We start from the raw sequence: 16906 nt of genomic DNA on the forward strand, positions 1-16906 counted from the left end.
TGGCCGGTGCCAAGATCGTCATCTCTGGCGGTCGCGGTATGCAGAATGGCGACAACTTTGAAATGCTGTACAAGGTTGCCGACAAGCTGGGCGCTGCAGTAGGTGCATCACGTGCCGCGGTTGACGCCGGCTTTGTACCGAACGACATGCAGGTTGGTCAGACCGGTAAGATCGTTGCGCCGCAGCTGTACGTCGCGGTCGGCATCTCCGGCGCCATCCAGCATTTGGCTGGTATGAAAGACTCCAAGGTGATCGTTGCGATCAACAAGGATGAAGAAGCGCCAATCTTCCAGGTAGCGGATTACGGTCTGGTTGCAGATCTGTTTGAAGCAGTACCTGAGTTGGAAGCTAAGCTCTAAGCCGCAGGCTTAGAGCAGCCGCAAGCTTCAAGCTGCAAGCTGCAAGCTGCAAGAAAAACCCCGGTCTCGCAAGAGCCGGGTTTTTTTATGCCTGAATGTTAACCGGCAGCGAACAGCTGACGGTCTTCATTTTATGCATGCCAATTGCACTTTTTCAGGTCGACCAACCCAAAATGGGTCATGAGTGTCGCGGCTTCGCGCCAGTGATGTCTTCGCAACACGATAAAAACTATACTCACACTGAGGCACTTAACCAAAGGGAATAGAAAGTGCACATCAAGCCGACTGACAGGGAAGACACGCGTGAGCCTTAAAACCCGATTTCTGTTGCTCACCTCCGTACTGATTATGTGTGCTTCGCTTGGCGCCTGGTTGGTATTCCAACAAATAACCTCAGGTATCATCGAGCAGTGGGGCCGGCATCTCGCGGAAGTACAAGTGCGCTACGACAGCGCACGCCTGCTACAGCCACTGGAGCGTGAGATTGCCTTAGCGCGGCAGATGGCTGACTCCAAGGTAATACAGCGCTGGGCCCGCAACCCAAATCAGCCCGAGCTGCACACACAGGCTATCGCCGAGCTTGAGAGCTTTCGCGGCAACTTTCGTGACCATAGCTATTTCGTTGGCCTGCTGGGGACCGGCAACTACTATCACAACAATGCTAAAAACGAATTCGACGGTCGTTGGCTGCGTTATCAACTAAAGCCTGACAATCCTGATGACGCCTGGTTTTATCGTTTAATCGAACAAAACCACGACTTTCATCTGAATATCAACCCCGATGCCGAGCTAGGGGTAACCAAACTCTGGATAGACGTACTCGTCCGCGACGGTAGCGAGGTGCTCGGCATCGTCGGCACCGGCCTTGCTCTGGACGATTTCCTGCAAGAAATCGTCGACCTGAACCAGCCCGGAATAACCACTCTATTTGTCGACCAGAATGGCGCAATTCAGCTGCACCGCGACCCAGCTAAAATAAATTACGCCAACATCGTTAAGCCGGAAGGGCAAAAAATTCTGGTTGATCAATTGTTCGACAGCGAGGAAGACAGCGCACACGTACGCTATCTGATGCAGCAACTAAAGGGCAGCAAGCAGGAAGGCGCGCAGGTAATCAGTGACTTTGTCACTGTAGACGGCAAATCAAACCTTGCCGGAATCGCCTATCTGCCCAGTATCGGCTGGTACGAAATAACCCTGATGGACCTCAACGTGCTGATGCCACTCAGTGGATTCATGCCCATGATCCTACTTTTTGCTGCCATCGTGGTGCTGAGCCTGTTAATTATGGCTCTGGCCTTGCAAAAGCAGGTCCTGAAGCCGCTGAACGCACTGGAACGCGCCATGCAGCAGCTGCAGGATGGCGAGCTGACACCGGCCGAACTACCTTCCGCCAACGGCGAGTTGGGTAGACTAAATGCGCATTTTGTCAGCATGGCCGAAGCCGTTCGCTATACCACCATAGACCTTGAAGAGAAAATCCGTGAACGCACCGAGGCGTTGCAACGGCTGGCTCGCCTTGATCCACTCACAGGCTTGATCAACCGCCGCGGGATGACTGAGCTGCTAAACGAGGTCGCGGCTAAAGCCGATCGAGAGCATCAGCACTTCGGTCTGATTTGGCTTGACGTTGATAAGTTCAAAGAGATCAATGACCTTAATGGTCATGCAATAGGCGATCAAGTGCTGAAATACATCGCGCAGGTCCTGCTTACCGCACTGCGTCCCTACGACCATGCCTCGCGCTGGGGTGGCGATGAATTTCTGGTGATGTTATCGCCGTGCACCGATATGACCCTGCAACGCTTTGGGGATCGCATACGTGAGACCATCGAACAGGGAGCCGGTGACCTGCAATTGCAGGTCACTGTGAGTATGGGCGGCTACCTTGCCGGCCCCGGAGATACCGTCGATACAGCCCTGCAACAAGCCGATGAAGCACTCTATGCAGCCAAACACGCCGGGCGAAATCGCTTCGAGATAACCCACTGCTGAGTCAAACCGGCCGCTCAAACCATAGCGACCGGCGTGACTGGCGAGCCAACGGCACCTGGAAGTCTTAATGGCGGCGCCGTCAGCAAAAAACGACTACGCCCTTTTGCCTGCAGGTACTCAGCCAACTCAGTAAGGTACCAGAGCTCACCCAAATGAATGCCTAGCTTGAACAGGCAATGCTCATGCAGCGGCAACGCCGCACAACACCCCTCGGTTTCACGCGCAGGGTAAGCTTCTACCGCATAATTATCAGCAATCAGCACACTCAGACCAGAGTCCGTAATCCATTGCAGCAGTGCTGGATCACGCCCGTCGAGCACCGCGCAGCTTGAGGCCAGGCGCTGTGCATCAGGCTTGCCGTCCATTTCCAGAATAACGTCGGCGAATCCGGTGTAGAGACAAACCATGTCGCCGGGCTCGATAACGACCTCATCAGCAGCACAAATCGCCATCAACCGCGCATGATCCACCAGGACCCGCTCACGACCGCAATGGCGAGCCAGGTTAATCAGCACTGCACGCCCACTAACGGCCGTCTCAGCCATTTTCTCAATACCCAGACGCCTGGCGTTCACCCCTTCCAGTGCATCATCGCAACCAGCGGGCCCCTGCACGTCGGGGCCAGCGCGCCAACCGTTGTAGTAAAGCGGCTCAGCCACACCGTCGCCGTCGGCATCAAACAGGCCACCAACATGGGAAAGTGCATCCCACTGGGTGGAGTACTGAGTGAACAATAGCACCGCGTCATCACTCACCACGTCAGTGAATGCAGGATTAAGGCGGTTGAGTTCAAAGTTGTAGTTCAGTTTACCCTCACGCCCGGAAGTAAAACGACGCGGTGGGTAGCGAAACCGATTGAGCGCATTGCCACCCGGCAAATCGAGCGGCAGGCTGAGGCAGAAACTACGCCCTTCGCGGACTTCAGCCACGCCCTGCAGCACTTTTTCAGGGGTCAGCATGTTCAGCCTGCCCAGCTCGTCATCTACGCCAAAGTCACCCCAGTTCGAGCCTTGTGGTCGATTTTTCCAACGCATCGGATGCCTCCTGTTATTATTTTGTTCGACTACCTTGCCATGCAGCGAGGGCGCCCGGCAGTAGGTGGCGCCGTGAATTAGTTCGCGTGTTGGCCCACCATAACCAGCGCAGTGCCGCCAGCACTCGCGCTAGGGCGCGCAGCATGCTTTATACTTGCGCCTGATCTTTTCTGGAGCTTTGGCCCTACTATGGATTGGCTACAAGTTTTCGTCCTGGCAATCGTTCAGGGCATTACCGAATTTCTTCCGGTTTCCAGCTCAGCACACCTGATTCTGGTACCTATTTTGACCGACTGGCCGGATCAGGGGCTGGCCTTCGATGTCGCCCTGCATTTAGGCAGCCTCTCCGCCGTACTCATTTATTTTCGGCGGGACATCTTCAGCATGACGGTCAGCTGGGGCCGCTCGCTAAAGACTCACCAGCTGGATGCGGATGCCAAGCTGGCCTGGGCGGTTATTCTTGGCACCATTCCGGTAGGCCTTGCGGGGTTGCTGCTCAAGGATACGATCGAGACCGTATTGCGTTCGCCTATTTATCTCTCCGTCGGGCTGATCGTATTCGGCTTACTACTAAGCTGGGCGGACTGGCGCCACAAGGGCAAGCGAACCGAGTATCAGATGAACTGGAAAGATGTGCTGCTAATAGGCTGTGCGCAGGCCGTAGCGCTGTTTCCCGGTACATCTCGTTCGGGTATTACCATGACCGCCGCGCTAATGCTGGGCCTGAGCCGGGAGGCCTCGGCGCGCTTCTCCTTTCTATTGTCGATTCCGGTCATTGTGCTGGCCTGCGGCCTGGAGACCCTGGAGCTGATCAAGGCTGAGGTGCCGATCGATGTCGCCGCCATGCTAGGCGGTGTAGTCTTGTCAGGTATCAGCGCCTACCTGTGTATCCATTACTTTCTGGCTTTTATTACACGTATCGGCATGCAGCCTTTTGTGATCTATCGGATAGTTCTGGGTATCGCGCTGCTGTGGATATTCCTTTAAGCCGCAGGGCGCTCAACCACGCAAGGTGCCCAGTTTAAGTAGCACCCGGCCTGGCTCGGTAGCCACCAGGCCGCGCGAAGCGAGGCAGGTATCGCGTAGCCAGGAATGACGGGGCAACGGCACTCTGTTGGCGTCTTCGGCGAGCGGCGAAAGCGCCTCAAAGGCACCCTGCAGTACCAGCAGTTCGCCACCCACCTGAGCAGGAAGCTCGAGCGCAGCACCAGCAGCACAATCAACCAGTAGCGTAAGCTCGTCGCCATGGCTATGCAGCAGGCTCTGCTGCTGGCTGGGCAGCACCTGCCATTGCTGCTGCTCCGGCCTTAAACGAATACACTGCCTGTCCTCTGCAGCAAACTGATTGAGCTTCACGAAAAGCAAACATCCCTGCGCGGAAAATGGACTGTGCCGAGAGCCAGACGGGCTGCGTAAATAACTGCCAGCGGGGTAATCGCCGCTCTCATCGCTGAACACACCCGACAACACCAGTATTTCCTCCCCTTGGGGATGCAGATGCTGAGGGAAATGCGCACCAGGCAGATATTCCACCAAGCTGGTTACCTGCCCACTCTCCGGCGCTTCACGCTCCAGCGGCCAGCGCCGCACCGGTGCCTGAGCAGCTGTTAGCCATAACTGCTCCCCCGGCCGCACGCATACCGGCAATTGGCGATCCATATTCAACGCTGTGAAAACAGACATCAGAGCTCTACCGCCATCAGTATTTTCTCCACTTCAACAGCAGGTAATGGTTGGTTGTAAAGATAGCCTTGTCCTGCGACGCAACCAAACTCACGCAGCAGGTCTTCCTGAGCCTGCGTCTCTATACCTTCGGCAATAGTGGTCAACTGCAGGCTTTTTCCCAAGCCAATAATAGTGCGGGCCATCGCACTGTCACTCTCGCTTCCGGGCAAATCACTGATAAAACCGCGATCAATTTTCAGCTTGTTAACGGGCATCCGCTTGAGTCGCAACAGCGAGGAATAGCCGGTACCAAAATCGTCAATCGCCAGCCGTACACCCAGCTCTGACAGTTGGTCCAGCAGACTCACACTCAAGTCACCATAATGCATCACCTCGTCCTCGGTGACCTCCAACTCAAGGTAGTGTGCATCCAGATTGCTATTTGCCAGCGCACTGCGCGCACTGCTCAACACATCACCGCGCTCCATCCAGTAGCCGGACATATTTACCGCCATTGTGCGCAGCGGATAACCAGCATCCAGCCACTGACGCATCTGCGCGCAGGCCTGGTGCAATACAAACTCGTCGATTTCCCCCATCAACCCGGCATGCCGGGCGACAGGCAGAAATTCGTCCGGTGGGATGACGCCATGTTCCGGGTGCTCCCAGCGGACCAAAGCCTCCATGCCGATCCATTGCCCGCTGCGTAGATCTTTCTGTAGCTGGTAATAAACGCGCAACTGATGTTGTTGTAACGCGAGATGCAGCTCGGTCTCCAGGTTCATTCGCCGCCGCGCCTGCTCAGTCAACTCCTGAGTATAAAATGCATAGCTGTTGCGGCCCCGGCTCTTGGCCAGCGATACCGCTGAGTCAGCATTTTTTAGCAACTCCGCCCCATCATTTCCGTCAGACGGAAACAGGCTCAGCCCGATACTGGCCGTCATATGAATAAGCTGACCATTCAGCTCAAATGGCTCCAGCAAAAGCTGCTGGATGCGCTCGGCCAACTTGCTCAGATCATCGAAACCAACGGGGCGCTCGACCAGCAAGGCAAACTCGTCACCACTGAGCCGCGAGAGCGTATCAGCGTCTTCACACACCTGCTGAACCCGCTCGGCGACCCGCTGCAGCATCTCGTCACCCAAACTGTGCCCCAGGCTGTCGTTGATGCCCTTGAAACGGTCAAGGTCGATGAAGATCAAACCCAAGGTCGTAATGTGCCGACTTGCACGCACTATCGCGGTGTTCAGACGCTCGTTGAACAACAGCCTGTTAGGCAACTTGGTCAAAGGGTCGTGGTGTGCCAGATAATCGATCTCCTGCTGACTGCGCTTGATCATGCTGATGTCGGCAAACACGGCGACGTAGTGGGTCAGCGTGCCCATGTGGTCTTTCACCGCAATAATATTTTGCCATTGAGGGTAAATCTCACCGTCCTTGCGGCGATTCCAGATTTCTCCCGACCAGCGCCCGGTCGCTATGATCTGTTGCCACATGCGGCGGTAAAACTCGGTATCGTGACGTCCCGAGGCCAGCAAGTTCGGGGAGCGGCCGATCACATCCGCTGGCTGATAGCCGGTTATCTGACAAAAGGCATTATTGACATCAATGATGTTCTGCTCAGCGTCGCAGATCAGCATACCCTCGCTGGTACAGTCGAACATCACCCCAGCCTGTAACAAACGCTGCTCACGCCTCACCTGCTCGCTGATATCACGCAGTATTCCAACCAGGCGCAAAGCACGCCCTTGCTGGTTGCGGACCGCCTGCCCGCTGACTTGCACCCACACAAGATCCGCGTGCTGGCCAACAACCCGATAGGTTAGCTCCAAGCGTTCGGTCTTTCCGCGCAGGTGTGCGATAAACGCGGCTCTTACCGGCTCCTTATCGTCGGGGTGCAAATACTCACGCCACTGCTGTGCTATTCCTCCCGGTCGTTCGGCGGTAATGCCTAATAACTCGCGACAACGAGCAGACAAGTAAAACGCATCGGCGACCAGATCCCAATCCCAGACCCCATCGTTGCCGCCGGCCAGTGCCAGATTGAAGCGCTCATCATTTTTGCGCAAAGCGAGCTCCTGCTGTCGACGCCCGCGCAATTGATGGCGTGCAGTAAAAAACAACACAGCCGTGGTGATAAGCACAAAGGCCATACCCTTGAACGTCTGGAGCTGAAGCTGCAGCTCAGGCTCGAGCACAACCCAAGTCAGCAAATAATCACTAAACAGGACCCAGGTGGTCGCCACAAGAAGGTATTTAACAGCGATTAAACACGCACTCGCACTGGAACTCATAACAGTTCCCTATCTGTAACACTCAACATTTGGTTACTACGGTAGCCTCTATTCGGCGACCCGCGGTCATGTTCATTGTGCATTTGTTGGTCCATAATCAGGACGAAGGGCCCTTTAGTCCGTGTATTCTAACGAGGTAATACAGATCTATGTGGTACAACGGCTTACTCAACTTGTCCGGCTGGCAGATTCTGGCCGTAATTCTAGTTCTGACGCATATCACTATCGTCAGTGTCACCGTCTACCTGCACCGCTACTCCGCACACCGGGCGCTGGAACTGCATCCGGCGCTCAAACACTTTTTTCGCTTCTGGTTGTGGCTCACCACCAGCATGAACACCCGTGAATGGACCGCTATTCACCGTAAACACCATGCCAAATGCGAGACGCCAGAAGATCCCCACAGCCCCGTTCACAAAGGACTGTCGACCGTACTGCGCAAGGGCGCAGAGCTTTATATGGAAGAGTCCAAAAATGAAGACACCCTGCGCATCTACGGCAAGAACTGCCCTGATGACTGGGTCGAGCGCAATGTCTACAGCCGTTTCCAGATCGGTGGCGTAACCCTTATGGCACTGATAGACCTCGCCCTGTTCGGTGCGCTGGGCATCACCGTGTGGGCCGTACAAATGATGTGGATCCCCGTGTTTGCTGCGGGCGTGGTTAATGGCCTTGGTCACGCAGTCGGCTACCGCAATTTCGAATGCCGCGACGCTGCCACCAATATTTCGCCCTGGGGCATCCTGATTGGCGGCGAAGAGCTGCACAACAACCACCACACCTACCCCAACTCCGCCAAGCTCTCGGTAAAAAAGTGGGAGTTCGATATGGGCTGGATGTGGATTCGCCTGTTCAGTCTGCTGGGGCTGGCCTCGGTGCGGCGCACCGCACCCATCGCTCACCGCGTAGAGGGCAAACAGACGCTGGACATGGATACCGCCATGGCGATTCTCAATAACCGCTTCCAGATCATGGCACAGTACCGCAAGCTGGTGATCAAACCCCTGGTACGGCAGGAAATCGACAAGGTGGATGCGTCTGTTCGCCATCTTTTCCGCCGCGCCAAGCGCCTGCTCAGTCGCGAGCCGAGCCTGCTGGACCAGCAGCATAAAGCGCGTATCGATACCATGCTGACACATAGCCAATCACTCAAAGTTATCTACGAAAAGCGGCTGGCCTTGCAACAGATCTGGGGGCGCACCAGCGCCAACGGTCACGAGATGCTGCAGGCGCTGAAAGATTGGTGCCAACAGGCAGAAGAAAGCGGCATCAAGGCACTGCAGGACTTTGCCGAGACCCTGCGCACCTACTCGCTGAAACCCAGCGCAGCCTGAGGCTGTTGGACGCGGCTCGCCTCGAGCCGCGTTCAGCGCTAAACTGAACTTCGCGCTCAATAACTCTCTGAAAGGTAGCAACGGATGCGTGCCTTACTAGCATTCACACTCCCCCTGCTGCTCAGCCCCTGTGTTCTGGCTGGCAGCATCTATAAATACACCGACGCCAATGGTGTAACGACCTATACCGATCAGGAAGTATCGGGCGCAGAGGTTATTGTCTTCCGTGATGCCATGGTCGAGAACGTTGACCGCCAAGTGTATGTCACCAAACGCAGCCACGCTGGCGGCGAAACCCTGATTGTCCACAACGACCTCTACGCCCCGGTCGAAATTAAATTGAGCATCAGCAATGCCCAGAACGTCACCGGCGTGCCAAGCGAACCCATAACCTGGGTGATGCAGCCACGCCAGGAACTCCGGCTGCTGACGCTACAACCTACGGGCAGTGGCCAGGTACATTACGACTACAAACTCGAGCATGCGCTAGGCGATCCGCGAGCAGAGCAATCACTGACCTATTACCCTCTGCCTTGGCGGGGTGGCCCGTTCCGCCTGACCCAGGGTCCGGGCGGGCGCTATAGCCATAGCGGCGTGAAGGGCCGGTACGCGATGGATATTGCCATGCCCGAAGGGACGCCAATCGTCGCCTCGCGCAGCGGCCTGGTGGTCAAGACCGAGAACAGCCAGACAGGCCGAGGTACAAACCCGTCAGGCAACTTTGTACGCCTGCTGCATGACGATGGCACCATGAGCGTCTACCTGCACCTCAAACGCGGCTCAGTGCAGGTTAGAGAAGGCCAGCGCATCAATACCGGACAGCTACTCGCGCTGTCAGGCAATACCGGCAACAGTACCGGCCCGCACTTGCATTTTGTGGTGCAAAAGAACGTTGGCCTGCAGACCGTTTCAATACCTTTCGAGTTTGCCCAACCGGTCGACAGCCTGCCCAACTTCGCCGTAGGTGGCGAGCCCTGAGCCGCAGCATCAGTGCCTTTAACGAATCACCCACTTTTCAGCAGGCAACAAAAAACCCGCACCAGGCGGGTTTTTTGCTAGTCAGCGTCGATCTTATTTGATCTTGGCTTCCTTGTAAGGCACGTGCTTGCGTACAACCGGATCGAACTTCTTGATTTCGATCTTATCGGGAGTAGTGCGCTTGTTTTTGTCGGTAGTGTAGAAGTGACCAGTACCGGCAGTAGAAACCAAACGAATCAATTCACGCATGGAACTGCTCCTTAAACTTTTTCGCCGCGGGCGCGGATTTCAGTCAATACGACGTCGATACCGCGCTTGTCGATAATACGCATGCCCTTGGCAGACGTGCGCAGACGGACGAAACGCTTTTCCGACTCAACCCAAAAGCGATGGTGCTGCAGATTAGGCAGAAAACGACGCTTGGTTCTGTTGTTAGCGTGGGAAACATTGTTCCCAGTCACTGGACCTTTACCGGTCACCTGACATACTCGAGACATGGTTAACCCTCTCCAACCAATTGCCCAACCCAAACTGGTTGGAAGCCATAAAAGAATCTGTGATCCAGCCGGGGCAACTGGAATTATCCAGCCTGCAAATACACATTTACAGGCGCAGCCCCGAGAAGAGCGGAGCTTTATACCAAAAACGTCCGCACCAAGCAATGATTATTCACACAAATTGCAGACGAGCGGTTAGCCTATAACCTTCCGTTTTGCCCTCCAGGGCGCGCACCACGGGCTCTTCGCTTACAACAGCCCGCGCTCTGCAAAAGAGACCGGATCGCCATCGCCCACGATCAGGTGATCAAGCACGCGAATATCCAGCAGCGCCAGGCTTTCCTTTAAACGACGCGTAAGCTGCAGATCAGACTGGCTGGGCTCGGCCACCCCCGAGGGATGATTGTGCGTCAGTATCAATGCTGCTGCATTATGCGCCAACGCCCGCTTGATTACCTCACGCGGATAAACACTGGCACTGTCCAGCGTGCCGCGAAACAGCTCTTCAAAGGCAATGACCCGGTGCTGGTTATCCAGGAAAAGACAGGCAAAGACCTCATGCGGCAGCGCCATCAAGCGGCTCTTGAGAAACTGTCTCACCGCGCCTGGCGAGGTCAGTGCGCAACCACGCTTGAGATCCTCGAATAAATGCCGCCGCCCCATTTCCAGCACCGCCTGCAGTTGCGCATACTTGGCAGGCCCCAGCCCCGCGTGCTGACTGAACTCGCGCAGGTCGGCCTGCAAAAGCCCGCGCAGACTACCGAATCCTGCGAGCAGGTCGCGCGCTAGGTCCACGGCACTGCGGCCTGGCAGACCCGTGCGCAGGAAAATAGCCAGCAACTCGGCATCCGATAAGGCGTCAGCCCCCTGCGCCAATAACTTTTCCCGCGGCCGTTCTGCTACCGGCCAGTCTGTTATCGCCATACGTGTTTACTCCCTGGCTGCTGTACGCGTACATCCGTGGCGCGTAATTTTGCTCTCGATGGCCCACTCATAATGAGCGGACACAGGCTGTTTCAGGGTCACTCAGAACCAGCGCTGTGCTATCGTAGCGGGCATTTACCGGGCGCTCTACGGGCGTCGGCGCAGCATGAGGGGGAGTTCACAATGCAGCCGTTGATCAACAAGCAGGTAGTACTGGGTGTCAGTGGTGGCATTGCCGCTTATAAAAGCGCAGAGCTGGTCCGGCGCCTGCGTGATGCGGGCGCCGAGGTACGGGTAGTGATGACCAGGGCCGCGCGCGAGTTCATTACCCCGATGACCTTGCAGGCGCTGTCCGGCCACCCGGTGCACGGTGATCTGCTGGACCCTGAAGCGGAAGCAGCCATGGGCCATATCGAGCTGGCACGCTGGGCCGATCTGGTATTGATTGCTCCTGCCACGGCCGACCTGATGGCACGTCTGGCCCAGGGCCGTGGTGATGATTTGCTGACCACGCTAGTGCTGGCAACCGACGCCCCCATAGCGCTCGCTCCGGCGATGAATCAGGCAATGTGGCGTGACGCCGCTACCCAAGCCAACCTGGAGCTGTTGCTGGCGCGCAAGGTGCACGTATTTGGCCCCGGCAGCGGTGGACAAGCCTGCGGCGACGTCGGGCCAGGGCGCATGCTGGAGCCAACCGACATAGCAGCGCGCGCAGCCGAGTGCTTTCAGCGTGGCATTCTTAGTGGCAAGCATGTGCTGATCAATGCCGGACCGACGCGCGAAGCTATCGATCCGGTGCGCTATATATCCAACCACAGCTCCGGCAAAATGGGCTTTGCCTTGGCCGAAGCTGCCATAGAGGCAGGTGCGCGGGTCACGCTGGTAGCCGGGCCGGTCAACTTGCCGACGCCAGCGCGCGTGCAACGAGTAGACGTTATCAGCGCCGAGGACATGCTGACCGCCTGTCAGGCAGCGATGCCAGCCGATCTCTTCATTGCCTCGGCTGCCGTGGCCGACTATCGCCCTGCCAGCTGCGCCGAGCAAAAGCTGAAGAAAACCCCGGGTAGTGAAGACGGCATGACACTGACGCTGGTGCGCAATCCGGACATACTTGCAACTCTGGCAGAGCACCCGCAACGCCCATGGACCGTGGGCTTTGCGGCCGAAACCCACGACCTGATGAGCTACGCTGCCGACAAGCTGCAGCGTAAAAAACTTGATCTGATTATCGCCAATGATGTCAGCCAGAGCGGGATCGGCTTTAATAGTGATGATAACGCCGTCACGCTGATCGACCGCGCCTTGCAAAGCGAGTCATTGCCACGCGCCAGCAAATCCAAGCTGGCACGTGAAATCATTAGCCGGATCGCCAACCTGATGGCATCAAATCACAGCAATAAGGAAACCTGATGCACGCGTTGCAAGCCAAAGTACTCGACTCTCGCCTTGGCGCTGAATGGCCGTTGCCGGCCTATGCCACCATCGGCTCAGCGGGCCTTGATCTGCGCGCCATGCTGCAGGAACCGCTGCAACTACAGCCGGGCGAAACCCAGTTGCTGCCGACCGGCCTGGCTATTCATATTGCCGATCCTGGCTTGGCAGCCATGATCCTGCCGCGCTCCGGCATGGGCCACAAGCACGGCATCGTACTGGGCAATCTGGTCGGCCTGATCGATTCCGACTACCAAGGCCAGCTCATGGTGTCTTGCTGGAATCGCAGCAGCAGCGCTTTCACCATCAATCCGGGTGAGCGTATCGCGCAGTTGGTACTGGTCCCGGTTCTGCAGGCCAAATTTGAGATTGTCGACGAGTTCGACGATAGCCAGCGCGGTGCCGGTGGCTTCGGCCACACCGGCAGTCACTGAGTCAGGCAGGCAGTTCAACTGTTGCAGGGAGGCAAGGACAATAATGAAAATGAAAAAGACTGATGCCAAGGCAGGACTACCCAACACCGTCATCCCCCTTGGCATGGCCATCGCTGGTGTTGCCGCGGGTGCTGCCATGCTGTGGTTGGCGCTGACAGGCTTCACCGCACAGCGCAACGATGAGCTGGTGGAAAGCTATGCAAAACAGCAACTGGCTGGCATCGACCAGAGCATGCAGCAGCTGCAGGCCGACCTCACCCGCTTAGCCAGCAACCCACAGTTGCAGGTCGCACTCCAGCAAGGTGGCAATCAGAGTATTGACCGCCTGCTGCGCTACCATCTGGCCAACACTCTGGCGATTTATACCTCTGCCACCGAGCAGGCGGAACTGGTGCGCAACGATACCGCACCGCTGAGCTTTGCCGCGCTTGACATGATTCGTCGAGCAGAGCGCGGACTGCCAGTCCCGCTTGAAGCGCACAATGTTGATGGCGATTGGCGCCTGTACGGCGTCAAGCCACTGCGTGCCTCCGAAAAAGCAGCGGTTGGCGGCACCCTGACCGGGGTATTTCAGCTTGACCGGGTCATCAACGGACTGCCGGCACTCGCCGACGACATCGGCCAGATAACGCTCATCCAACAATTCCCCGGCTCAGGTGAGCAAGTACTGTTTCAGCGCGGTAACGGTAATGGCCAGGCGGTACGGTTAAGCACCAGCAACCCGGCCTGGCAAATCGAGTTCAAAGCTGGCAGCAAACTGTCACACAGTAGCGCCGACCCGCTGTTACTGGTCGGCGCTGCCCTGCTGGCACTTCTGGGTGGGCTGTTCGGCATGCTGTGGCTGCAACGCAGCTGGGTACAGAGCCTGCGTAACGACACCCACACCCTGACCCAACTGACCCTGGGCCACAAGGCAGCGGGGGTGCAACTGAGCCCATTGGAGCCACTGGCGCAGAACATCATGCAGCTGGTAAAGCGCTCGGGGCAAACCCTGGGTGCATCAGCCAAGCGCACTGATGAGGCGGAGGTCGCCGTAGCCAAGCCGGAAAAAAAGCCCAGTGACGATTTCACCGACCCGCTTTTTCAGCCTACCGAAATACTCGATATCGATATTCTCGACGACGACCCCTTTGCCATGAACGAGGCTCCAGCGCCCGCAGCGCCCAGCATCCCGACGCTACCCGACGAGATATTCAGAGCCTACGATATTCGCGGTGTGGTCGGTAAAAGCCTGACCGAGGAGTACGTCTACTGGCTTGGTCGCAGTATCGGTAGCGCCTCAATCGAAGCGGGTGAGCCACGCGTTATGGTCGCGCGTGATGGCAGACTGTCCGGCCCTGCACTGACCGAACAACTGATCAAGGGCCTGATGGAAAGTGGCTGCGCGATAACTGACCTGGGCATGGTGCCAACACCGGTCCTGTACTTTGCCACGCACACCACAGGCGCCACGTCAGGCGTGATGCTGACCGGCAGCCACAACCCACCCGCCTACAATGGGCTGAAAATCGTGGTCGCCGGCGAAACGCTTTCGGGAGACCAAATAGGCGCTCTGAACCAAAGGCTGCGCGACAACAAGCTGCAGTCGGGATCAGGTAGCCGCGAACAGCTCGACATACTCGATGACTATCAGCAGTACATCGTTGACGACGTGGTAATGGCCCGTCCACTGAAAGTGGTGGTGGATTGCGGGAATGGTGTGGGTGGCGTGATCGCACAAGCCTTGCTGGAAAGTATTGGTTGCCAGGTGGTACCGCTTTACTGCGAGGTGGACGGGCTCTTTCCGAATCACCATCCAGACCCGGGCAAGCCCGAGAACCTGGTCGAACTGATCAATACTGTGAAGCGCGAAAATGCCGATCTTGGCGTCGCTTTCGACGGCGATGCCGACCGTCTCGGCTTCGTTACCGACACCGGTGAAATGATCTACCCTGACCGCCTACTGATGCTGTTTGCCGAAGATATAGTCACTCGCAACCCCGGAGCCGACATCATCTTTGACGTTAAATGCACCCGCCAGCTACCCGCGCTGATCAATCGCTCTGGCGGCCGCCCTGTCATGTGGAAATCTGGCCACTCGCTGGTCAAAGCCAAGATGAAGGAAACCGGCGCGCTACTCGGCGGCGAAATGAGTGGTCACGTGTTCTTCAAGGAGCGCTGGTTTGGCTTTGATGACGGCCTGTACAGCGCCTGCCGCCTGCTCGAACTGCTGTCCATGCAGCCTGAGTCAGCGAGCGCCGTGATGGCGCGCTACCCGACCGGCATCAGCACACCCGAGATCAATTTGACCGTAGGCGAAACGCAAAAATTTGCCATTATCAAAATACTCGCGGAGCAGGCTGATTGGGGCGACGGCAAGATAACCACACTGGATGGCATCCGGGTCGACTTCCCCCATGGCTGGGGCCTGATACGCGCTTCCAACACCACACCGATGCTGGTATTGCGCTTTGAGGCAGAACAGCAGGACGAGCTGGAACGGGTACAGCAATTATTCCGGGAGCAACTGCAGGCAGCGGCTCCCGAGGTTAACATTACATTCTGACTGAACTCAGGAGATAGCAGATCACCATGTTGAATCGCGACGCAGCCATCCAGGTATCCAAGGTACTGACCGAGGCCCTGCCTTACATCCAACGCTTTACCGGTAAAACCATCGTTATCAAGTACGGCGGAAACGCGATGGAAAGCGAAGAGCTGAAAAATAGCTTTGCGCGCGACATCGTACTAATGAAGACGGTGGGGATTAATCCGGTAGTGGTGCACGGCGGCGGTCCGCAAATTGGTGACCTGCTCAAACGCCTGAATATCGAAAGCAACTTTATCGAAGGCATGCGCGTAACCGACACCCAGACCATGGACGTGGTGGAAATGGTGCTGGGCGGGCAGGTCAACAAAGACATCGTCAACCTGATCAATCAACACGGTGGCAGTGCCATCGGCCTGACCGGCAAGGATGCAGGACTGATCAAGGCGCGTCAGCTCAAGGTGACACGCAACACCCCCGGTATGGATAAGCCGGAAATCATCGACATTGGACACGTTGGCGAGGTGGTGGAAATCAATACCAAACTAATCAACCGCCTGGTGTCAGACGACTATATCCCGGTCATCGCACCCATTGGGGTCGGCGCGGACGGTGCCTCCTACAACATCAACGCCGACCTGGTCGCCGGCAAGGTAGCAGAGGCACTGCAAGCTGAAAAACTGATGCTGCTGACCAACATTGCTGGCCTGATGGACAAGTCAGGCAAGGTCCTGACTGGCCTTAGCACCGGCCAGGTAAACGAATTGATTGCTGATGGCACCATCTACGGCGGCATGCTACCGAAAATCCGCTGCGCCCTGGATGCCGTCCAGGGTGGTGTGAGCAGCGCCATTATCGTCGACGGCCGGGTACCCAACGCAGTGCTGCTGGAAATCTTTACCGACACCGGCGTAGGCACCCTGATCACCAACCAAAAGGTAGTTTAACCCGTATGCAGTTGGCCGACTTTCACTTTGGCTGCCCGCTGCGGGTACGCTGGTCCGAGGCAGATCCGCAAGGCATCGTCTTCAACGGTCATTACCTCAATTACGCCGACGTTGGCGTGACTGAGTACTACCGCGCGCTCAATGCAGCCAATCCCGGCCGCGAAGACCTGTCCGGCAACGAGTTTTTTGCCGTCAAGACGCTACTGGAATACCGCTCATCGGCGTTCTTCGATGATTTGCTCGACGTAAGGCTGCGCGTATCGCGCCTTGGCAACAGCAGTATGAGTTTCACTTTGGGTCTTTTTCGCGACGAGGAATTGCTGGTAACCGGAGAGATTGTTTACGTGCGTGCCGACCAACAAACACGCAAGCCGCTGCCGATTCCAGAGGAATTTAAAGCTGCCGTGCGCGCGTTTGAGCAGGTGGCGCCGCAAGAAACCTCTGCCGCCGAAGCTTAACAGCAATGAATTAGCGCCCCACCGGGGCG

Annotated in this window: 16 protein-coding genes; 10 read left to right on the plus strand and 6 right to left on the minus strand. The window is 56.8% G+C overall.

What is annotated here, in order from left to right; translation table 11 throughout:
* On the plus strand, nucleotides 1-359 hold a 359-nt coding region (locus tag H4J77_RS06290), incomplete at its 5' end, for an FAD-binding protein (RefSeq protein WP_220469278.1).
* Nucleotides 360-662: 303 nt separating this feature from the next.
* A complete protein-coding gene (locus H4J77_RS06295; protein ID WP_182247554.1) occupies nucleotides 663-2354 on the plus strand; it encodes a diguanylate cyclase domain-containing protein in 1692 nt (563 codons plus the stop codon).
* Nucleotides 2355-2368: 14 nt separating this feature from the next.
* On the opposite strand, the gene H4J77_RS06300 is transcribed toward H4J77_RS06295, so the two are convergent.
* Nucleotides 2369-3388, minus strand: coding sequence for a cyclase family protein (locus tag H4J77_RS06300; protein ID WP_182247556.1), 1020 nt, complete (start codon nucleotides 3386-3388; stop codon nucleotides 2369-2371).
* Between the two features lie 189 nt (nucleotides 3389-3577).
* Between H4J77_RS06300 and H4J77_RS06305 the strand changes: the two genes are divergently transcribed.
* Nucleotides 3578-4375, plus strand: coding sequence for an undecaprenyl-diphosphate phosphatase (locus tag H4J77_RS06305; RefSeq protein WP_182247558.1), 798 nt, complete (start codon nucleotides 3578-3580; stop codon nucleotides 4373-4375).
* Between the two features lie 12 nt (nucleotides 4376-4387).
* Here H4J77_RS06305 and H4J77_RS06310 read toward each other — a convergent pair whose 3' ends face one another.
* Both H4J77_RS06310 and H4J77_RS06315 read right to left on the minus strand, forming a co-directional pair.
* Nucleotides 4388-5071 (minus strand): cupin domain-containing protein, encoded by a 684-nt coding sequence (locus H4J77_RS06310; RefSeq protein WP_220469279.1) that lies wholly within the window; start codon nucleotides 5069-5071, stop codon nucleotides 4388-4390.
* A complete protein-coding gene (locus tag H4J77_RS06315) occupies nucleotides 5071-7347 on the minus strand; it encodes a bifunctional diguanylate cyclase/phosphodiesterase (RefSeq protein WP_182247560.1) in 2277 nt (758 codons plus the stop codon). Before H4J77_RS06315 ends, H4J77_RS06310 begins: the two co-directional genes overlap by 1 nt.
* Nucleotides 7348-7496: 149 nt before the next feature.
* Here H4J77_RS06315 and desA point away from each other — a divergent pair, with 149 nt between their 5' ends.
* Nucleotides 7497-8681 carry a delta-9 fatty acid desaturase DesA gene (gene desA / locus H4J77_RS06320; protein ID WP_182247562.1) on the plus strand — a complete coding sequence of 395 codons (1185 nt, stop codon included), beginning with the start codon at nucleotides 7497-7499 and terminating at the stop codon, nucleotides 8679-8681.
* Between the two features lie 84 nt (nucleotides 8682-8765).
* Nucleotides 8766-9659 carry a M23 family metallopeptidase gene (locus tag H4J77_RS06325; RefSeq protein ID WP_182247564.1) on the plus strand — a complete coding sequence of 298 codons (894 nt, stop codon included), beginning with the start codon at nucleotides 8766-8768 and terminating at the stop codon, nucleotides 9657-9659.
* A 93-nt stretch (nucleotides 9660-9752) separates the two neighbouring features.
* Here the strand turns inward: H4J77_RS06325 and rpmG are convergent, their stop codons facing one another.
* The 3 genes from rpmG to radC form a co-directional block, all read right to left on the minus strand.
* A complete protein-coding gene (rpmG, locus tag H4J77_RS06330; RefSeq protein WP_092287248.1) occupies nucleotides 9753-9908 on the minus strand; it encodes a 50S ribosomal protein L33 in 156 nt (51 codons plus the stop codon).
* Nucleotides 9909-9919: 11 nt separating this feature from the next.
* The gene (gene rpmB, locus H4J77_RS06335; RefSeq protein ID WP_123888146.1) at nucleotides 9920-10156 is read right to left on the minus strand and encodes a 50S ribosomal protein L28; all 237 of its coding nucleotides are present in this window, start codon (nucleotides 10154-10156) and stop codon (nucleotides 9920-9922) included.
* Between the two features lie 249 nt (nucleotides 10157-10405).
* Nucleotides 10406-11080 (minus strand): DNA repair protein RadC, encoded by a 675-nt coding sequence (radC, locus tag H4J77_RS06340; protein WP_123888145.1) that lies wholly within the window; start codon nucleotides 11078-11080, stop codon nucleotides 10406-10408.
* Between the two features lie 183 nt (nucleotides 11081-11263).
* Between radC and coaBC the strand changes: the two genes are divergently transcribed.
* Genes coaBC through H4J77_RS06365 form a run of 5 tightly spaced genes read left to right on the plus strand, consistent with a single transcriptional unit; the run spans nucleotide 11264 to nucleotide 16877 of the window.
* Complete coding sequence (coaBC, locus tag H4J77_RS06345; protein WP_182247566.1) at nucleotides 11264-12490, plus strand: bifunctional phosphopantothenoylcysteine decarboxylase/phosphopantothenate--cysteine ligase CoaBC; 1227 nt, start codon at nucleotides 11264-11266, stop codon at nucleotides 12488-12490.
* Nucleotides 12490-12945: a dUTP diphosphatase gene (gene dut, locus H4J77_RS06350; protein WP_182247567.1), complete on the plus strand. Its 456-nt coding sequence runs from the start codon at nucleotides 12490-12492 to the stop codon at nucleotides 12943-12945. Before coaBC ends, dut begins: the two co-directional genes overlap by 1 nt.
* 49 nt (nucleotides 12946-12994) lie before the next feature.
* Complete coding sequence (locus H4J77_RS20185; protein WP_310734944.1) at nucleotides 12995-15490, plus strand: phosphomannomutase/phosphoglucomutase; 2496 nt, start codon at nucleotides 12995-12997, stop codon at nucleotides 15488-15490.
* A 26-nt stretch (nucleotides 15491-15516) separates the two neighbouring features.
* Entirely contained in the window at nucleotides 15517-16419 is a 903-nt protein-coding gene (argB, locus tag H4J77_RS06360) for an acetylglutamate kinase (RefSeq protein WP_123888141.1), read from the plus strand.
* A gap of 5 nt (nucleotides 16420-16424) precedes the next feature.
* The gene (locus H4J77_RS06365) at nucleotides 16425-16877 is read left to right on the plus strand and encodes a thioesterase family protein (protein WP_182247569.1); all 453 of its coding nucleotides are present in this window, start codon (nucleotides 16425-16427) and stop codon (nucleotides 16875-16877) included.
* Nucleotides 16878-16906 lie beyond the last annotated feature (29 nt).

Origin of the sequence: Pseudomonas sp. 5Ae-yellow (assembly GCF_014077575.1) — a bacterium.
Taxonomy (GTDB): Bacteria; Pseudomonadota; Gammaproteobacteria; order Pseudomonadales; family Pseudomonadaceae; genus Halopseudomonas; species Halopseudomonas neustonica.

Excerpts from the sequence above, each read along its gene's own strand:
- H4J77_RS06300 (WP_182247556.1), bottom strand. The coding sequence starts at position 3,388 with ATGCGTTGGAAAAATCGACCACAAGGCTCGAACTGGGGTGACTTTGGC.
- H4J77_RS06305 (WP_182247558.1), top strand. The coding sequence starts at position 3,578 with ATGGATTGGCTACAAGTTTTCGTCCTGGCAATCGTTCAGGGCATTACC.
- H4J77_RS06310 (WP_220469279.1), bottom strand. The coding sequence starts at position 5,071 with ATGTCTGTTTTCACAGCGTTGAATATGGATCGCCAATTGCCGGTATGC.
- H4J77_RS06315 (WP_182247560.1), bottom strand. The coding sequence starts at position 7,347 with ATGAGTTCCAGTGCGAGTGCGTGTTTAATCGCTGTTAAATACCTTCTT.
- desA (WP_182247562.1), top strand. The coding sequence starts at position 7,497 with ATGTGGTACAACGGCTTACTCAACTTGTCCGGCTGGCAGATTCTGGCC.
- H4J77_RS06325 (WP_182247564.1), top strand. The coding sequence starts at position 8,766 with ATGCGTGCCTTACTAGCATTCACACTCCCCCTGCTGCTCAGCCCCTGT.
- rpmG (WP_092287248.1), bottom strand. The coding sequence starts at position 9,908 with ATGCGTGAATTGATTCGTTTGGTTTCTACTGCCGGTACTGGTCACTTC.
- rpmB (WP_123888146.1), bottom strand. The coding sequence starts at position 10,156 with ATGTCTCGAGTATGTCAGGTGACCGGTAAAGGTCCAGTGACTGGGAAC.
- radC (WP_123888145.1), bottom strand. The coding sequence starts at position 11,080 with ATGGCGATAACAGACTGGCCGGTAGCAGAACGGCCGCGGGAAAAGTTA.
- coaBC (WP_182247566.1), top strand. The coding sequence starts at position 11,264 with ATGCAGCCGTTGATCAACAAGCAGGTAGTACTGGGTGTCAGTGGTGGC.
- dut (WP_182247567.1), top strand. The coding sequence starts at position 12,490 with ATGCACGCGTTGCAAGCCAAAGTACTCGACTCTCGCCTTGGCGCTGAA.
- H4J77_RS20185 (WP_310734944.1), top strand. The coding sequence starts at position 12,995 with ATGAAAAAGACTGATGCCAAGGCAGGACTACCCAACACCGTCATCCCC.
- argB (WP_123888141.1), top strand. The coding sequence starts at position 15,517 with ATGTTGAATCGCGACGCAGCCATCCAGGTATCCAAGGTACTGACCGAG.
- H4J77_RS06365 (WP_182247569.1), top strand. The coding sequence starts at position 16,425 with ATGCAGTTGGCCGACTTTCACTTTGGCTGCCCGCTGCGGGTACGCTGG.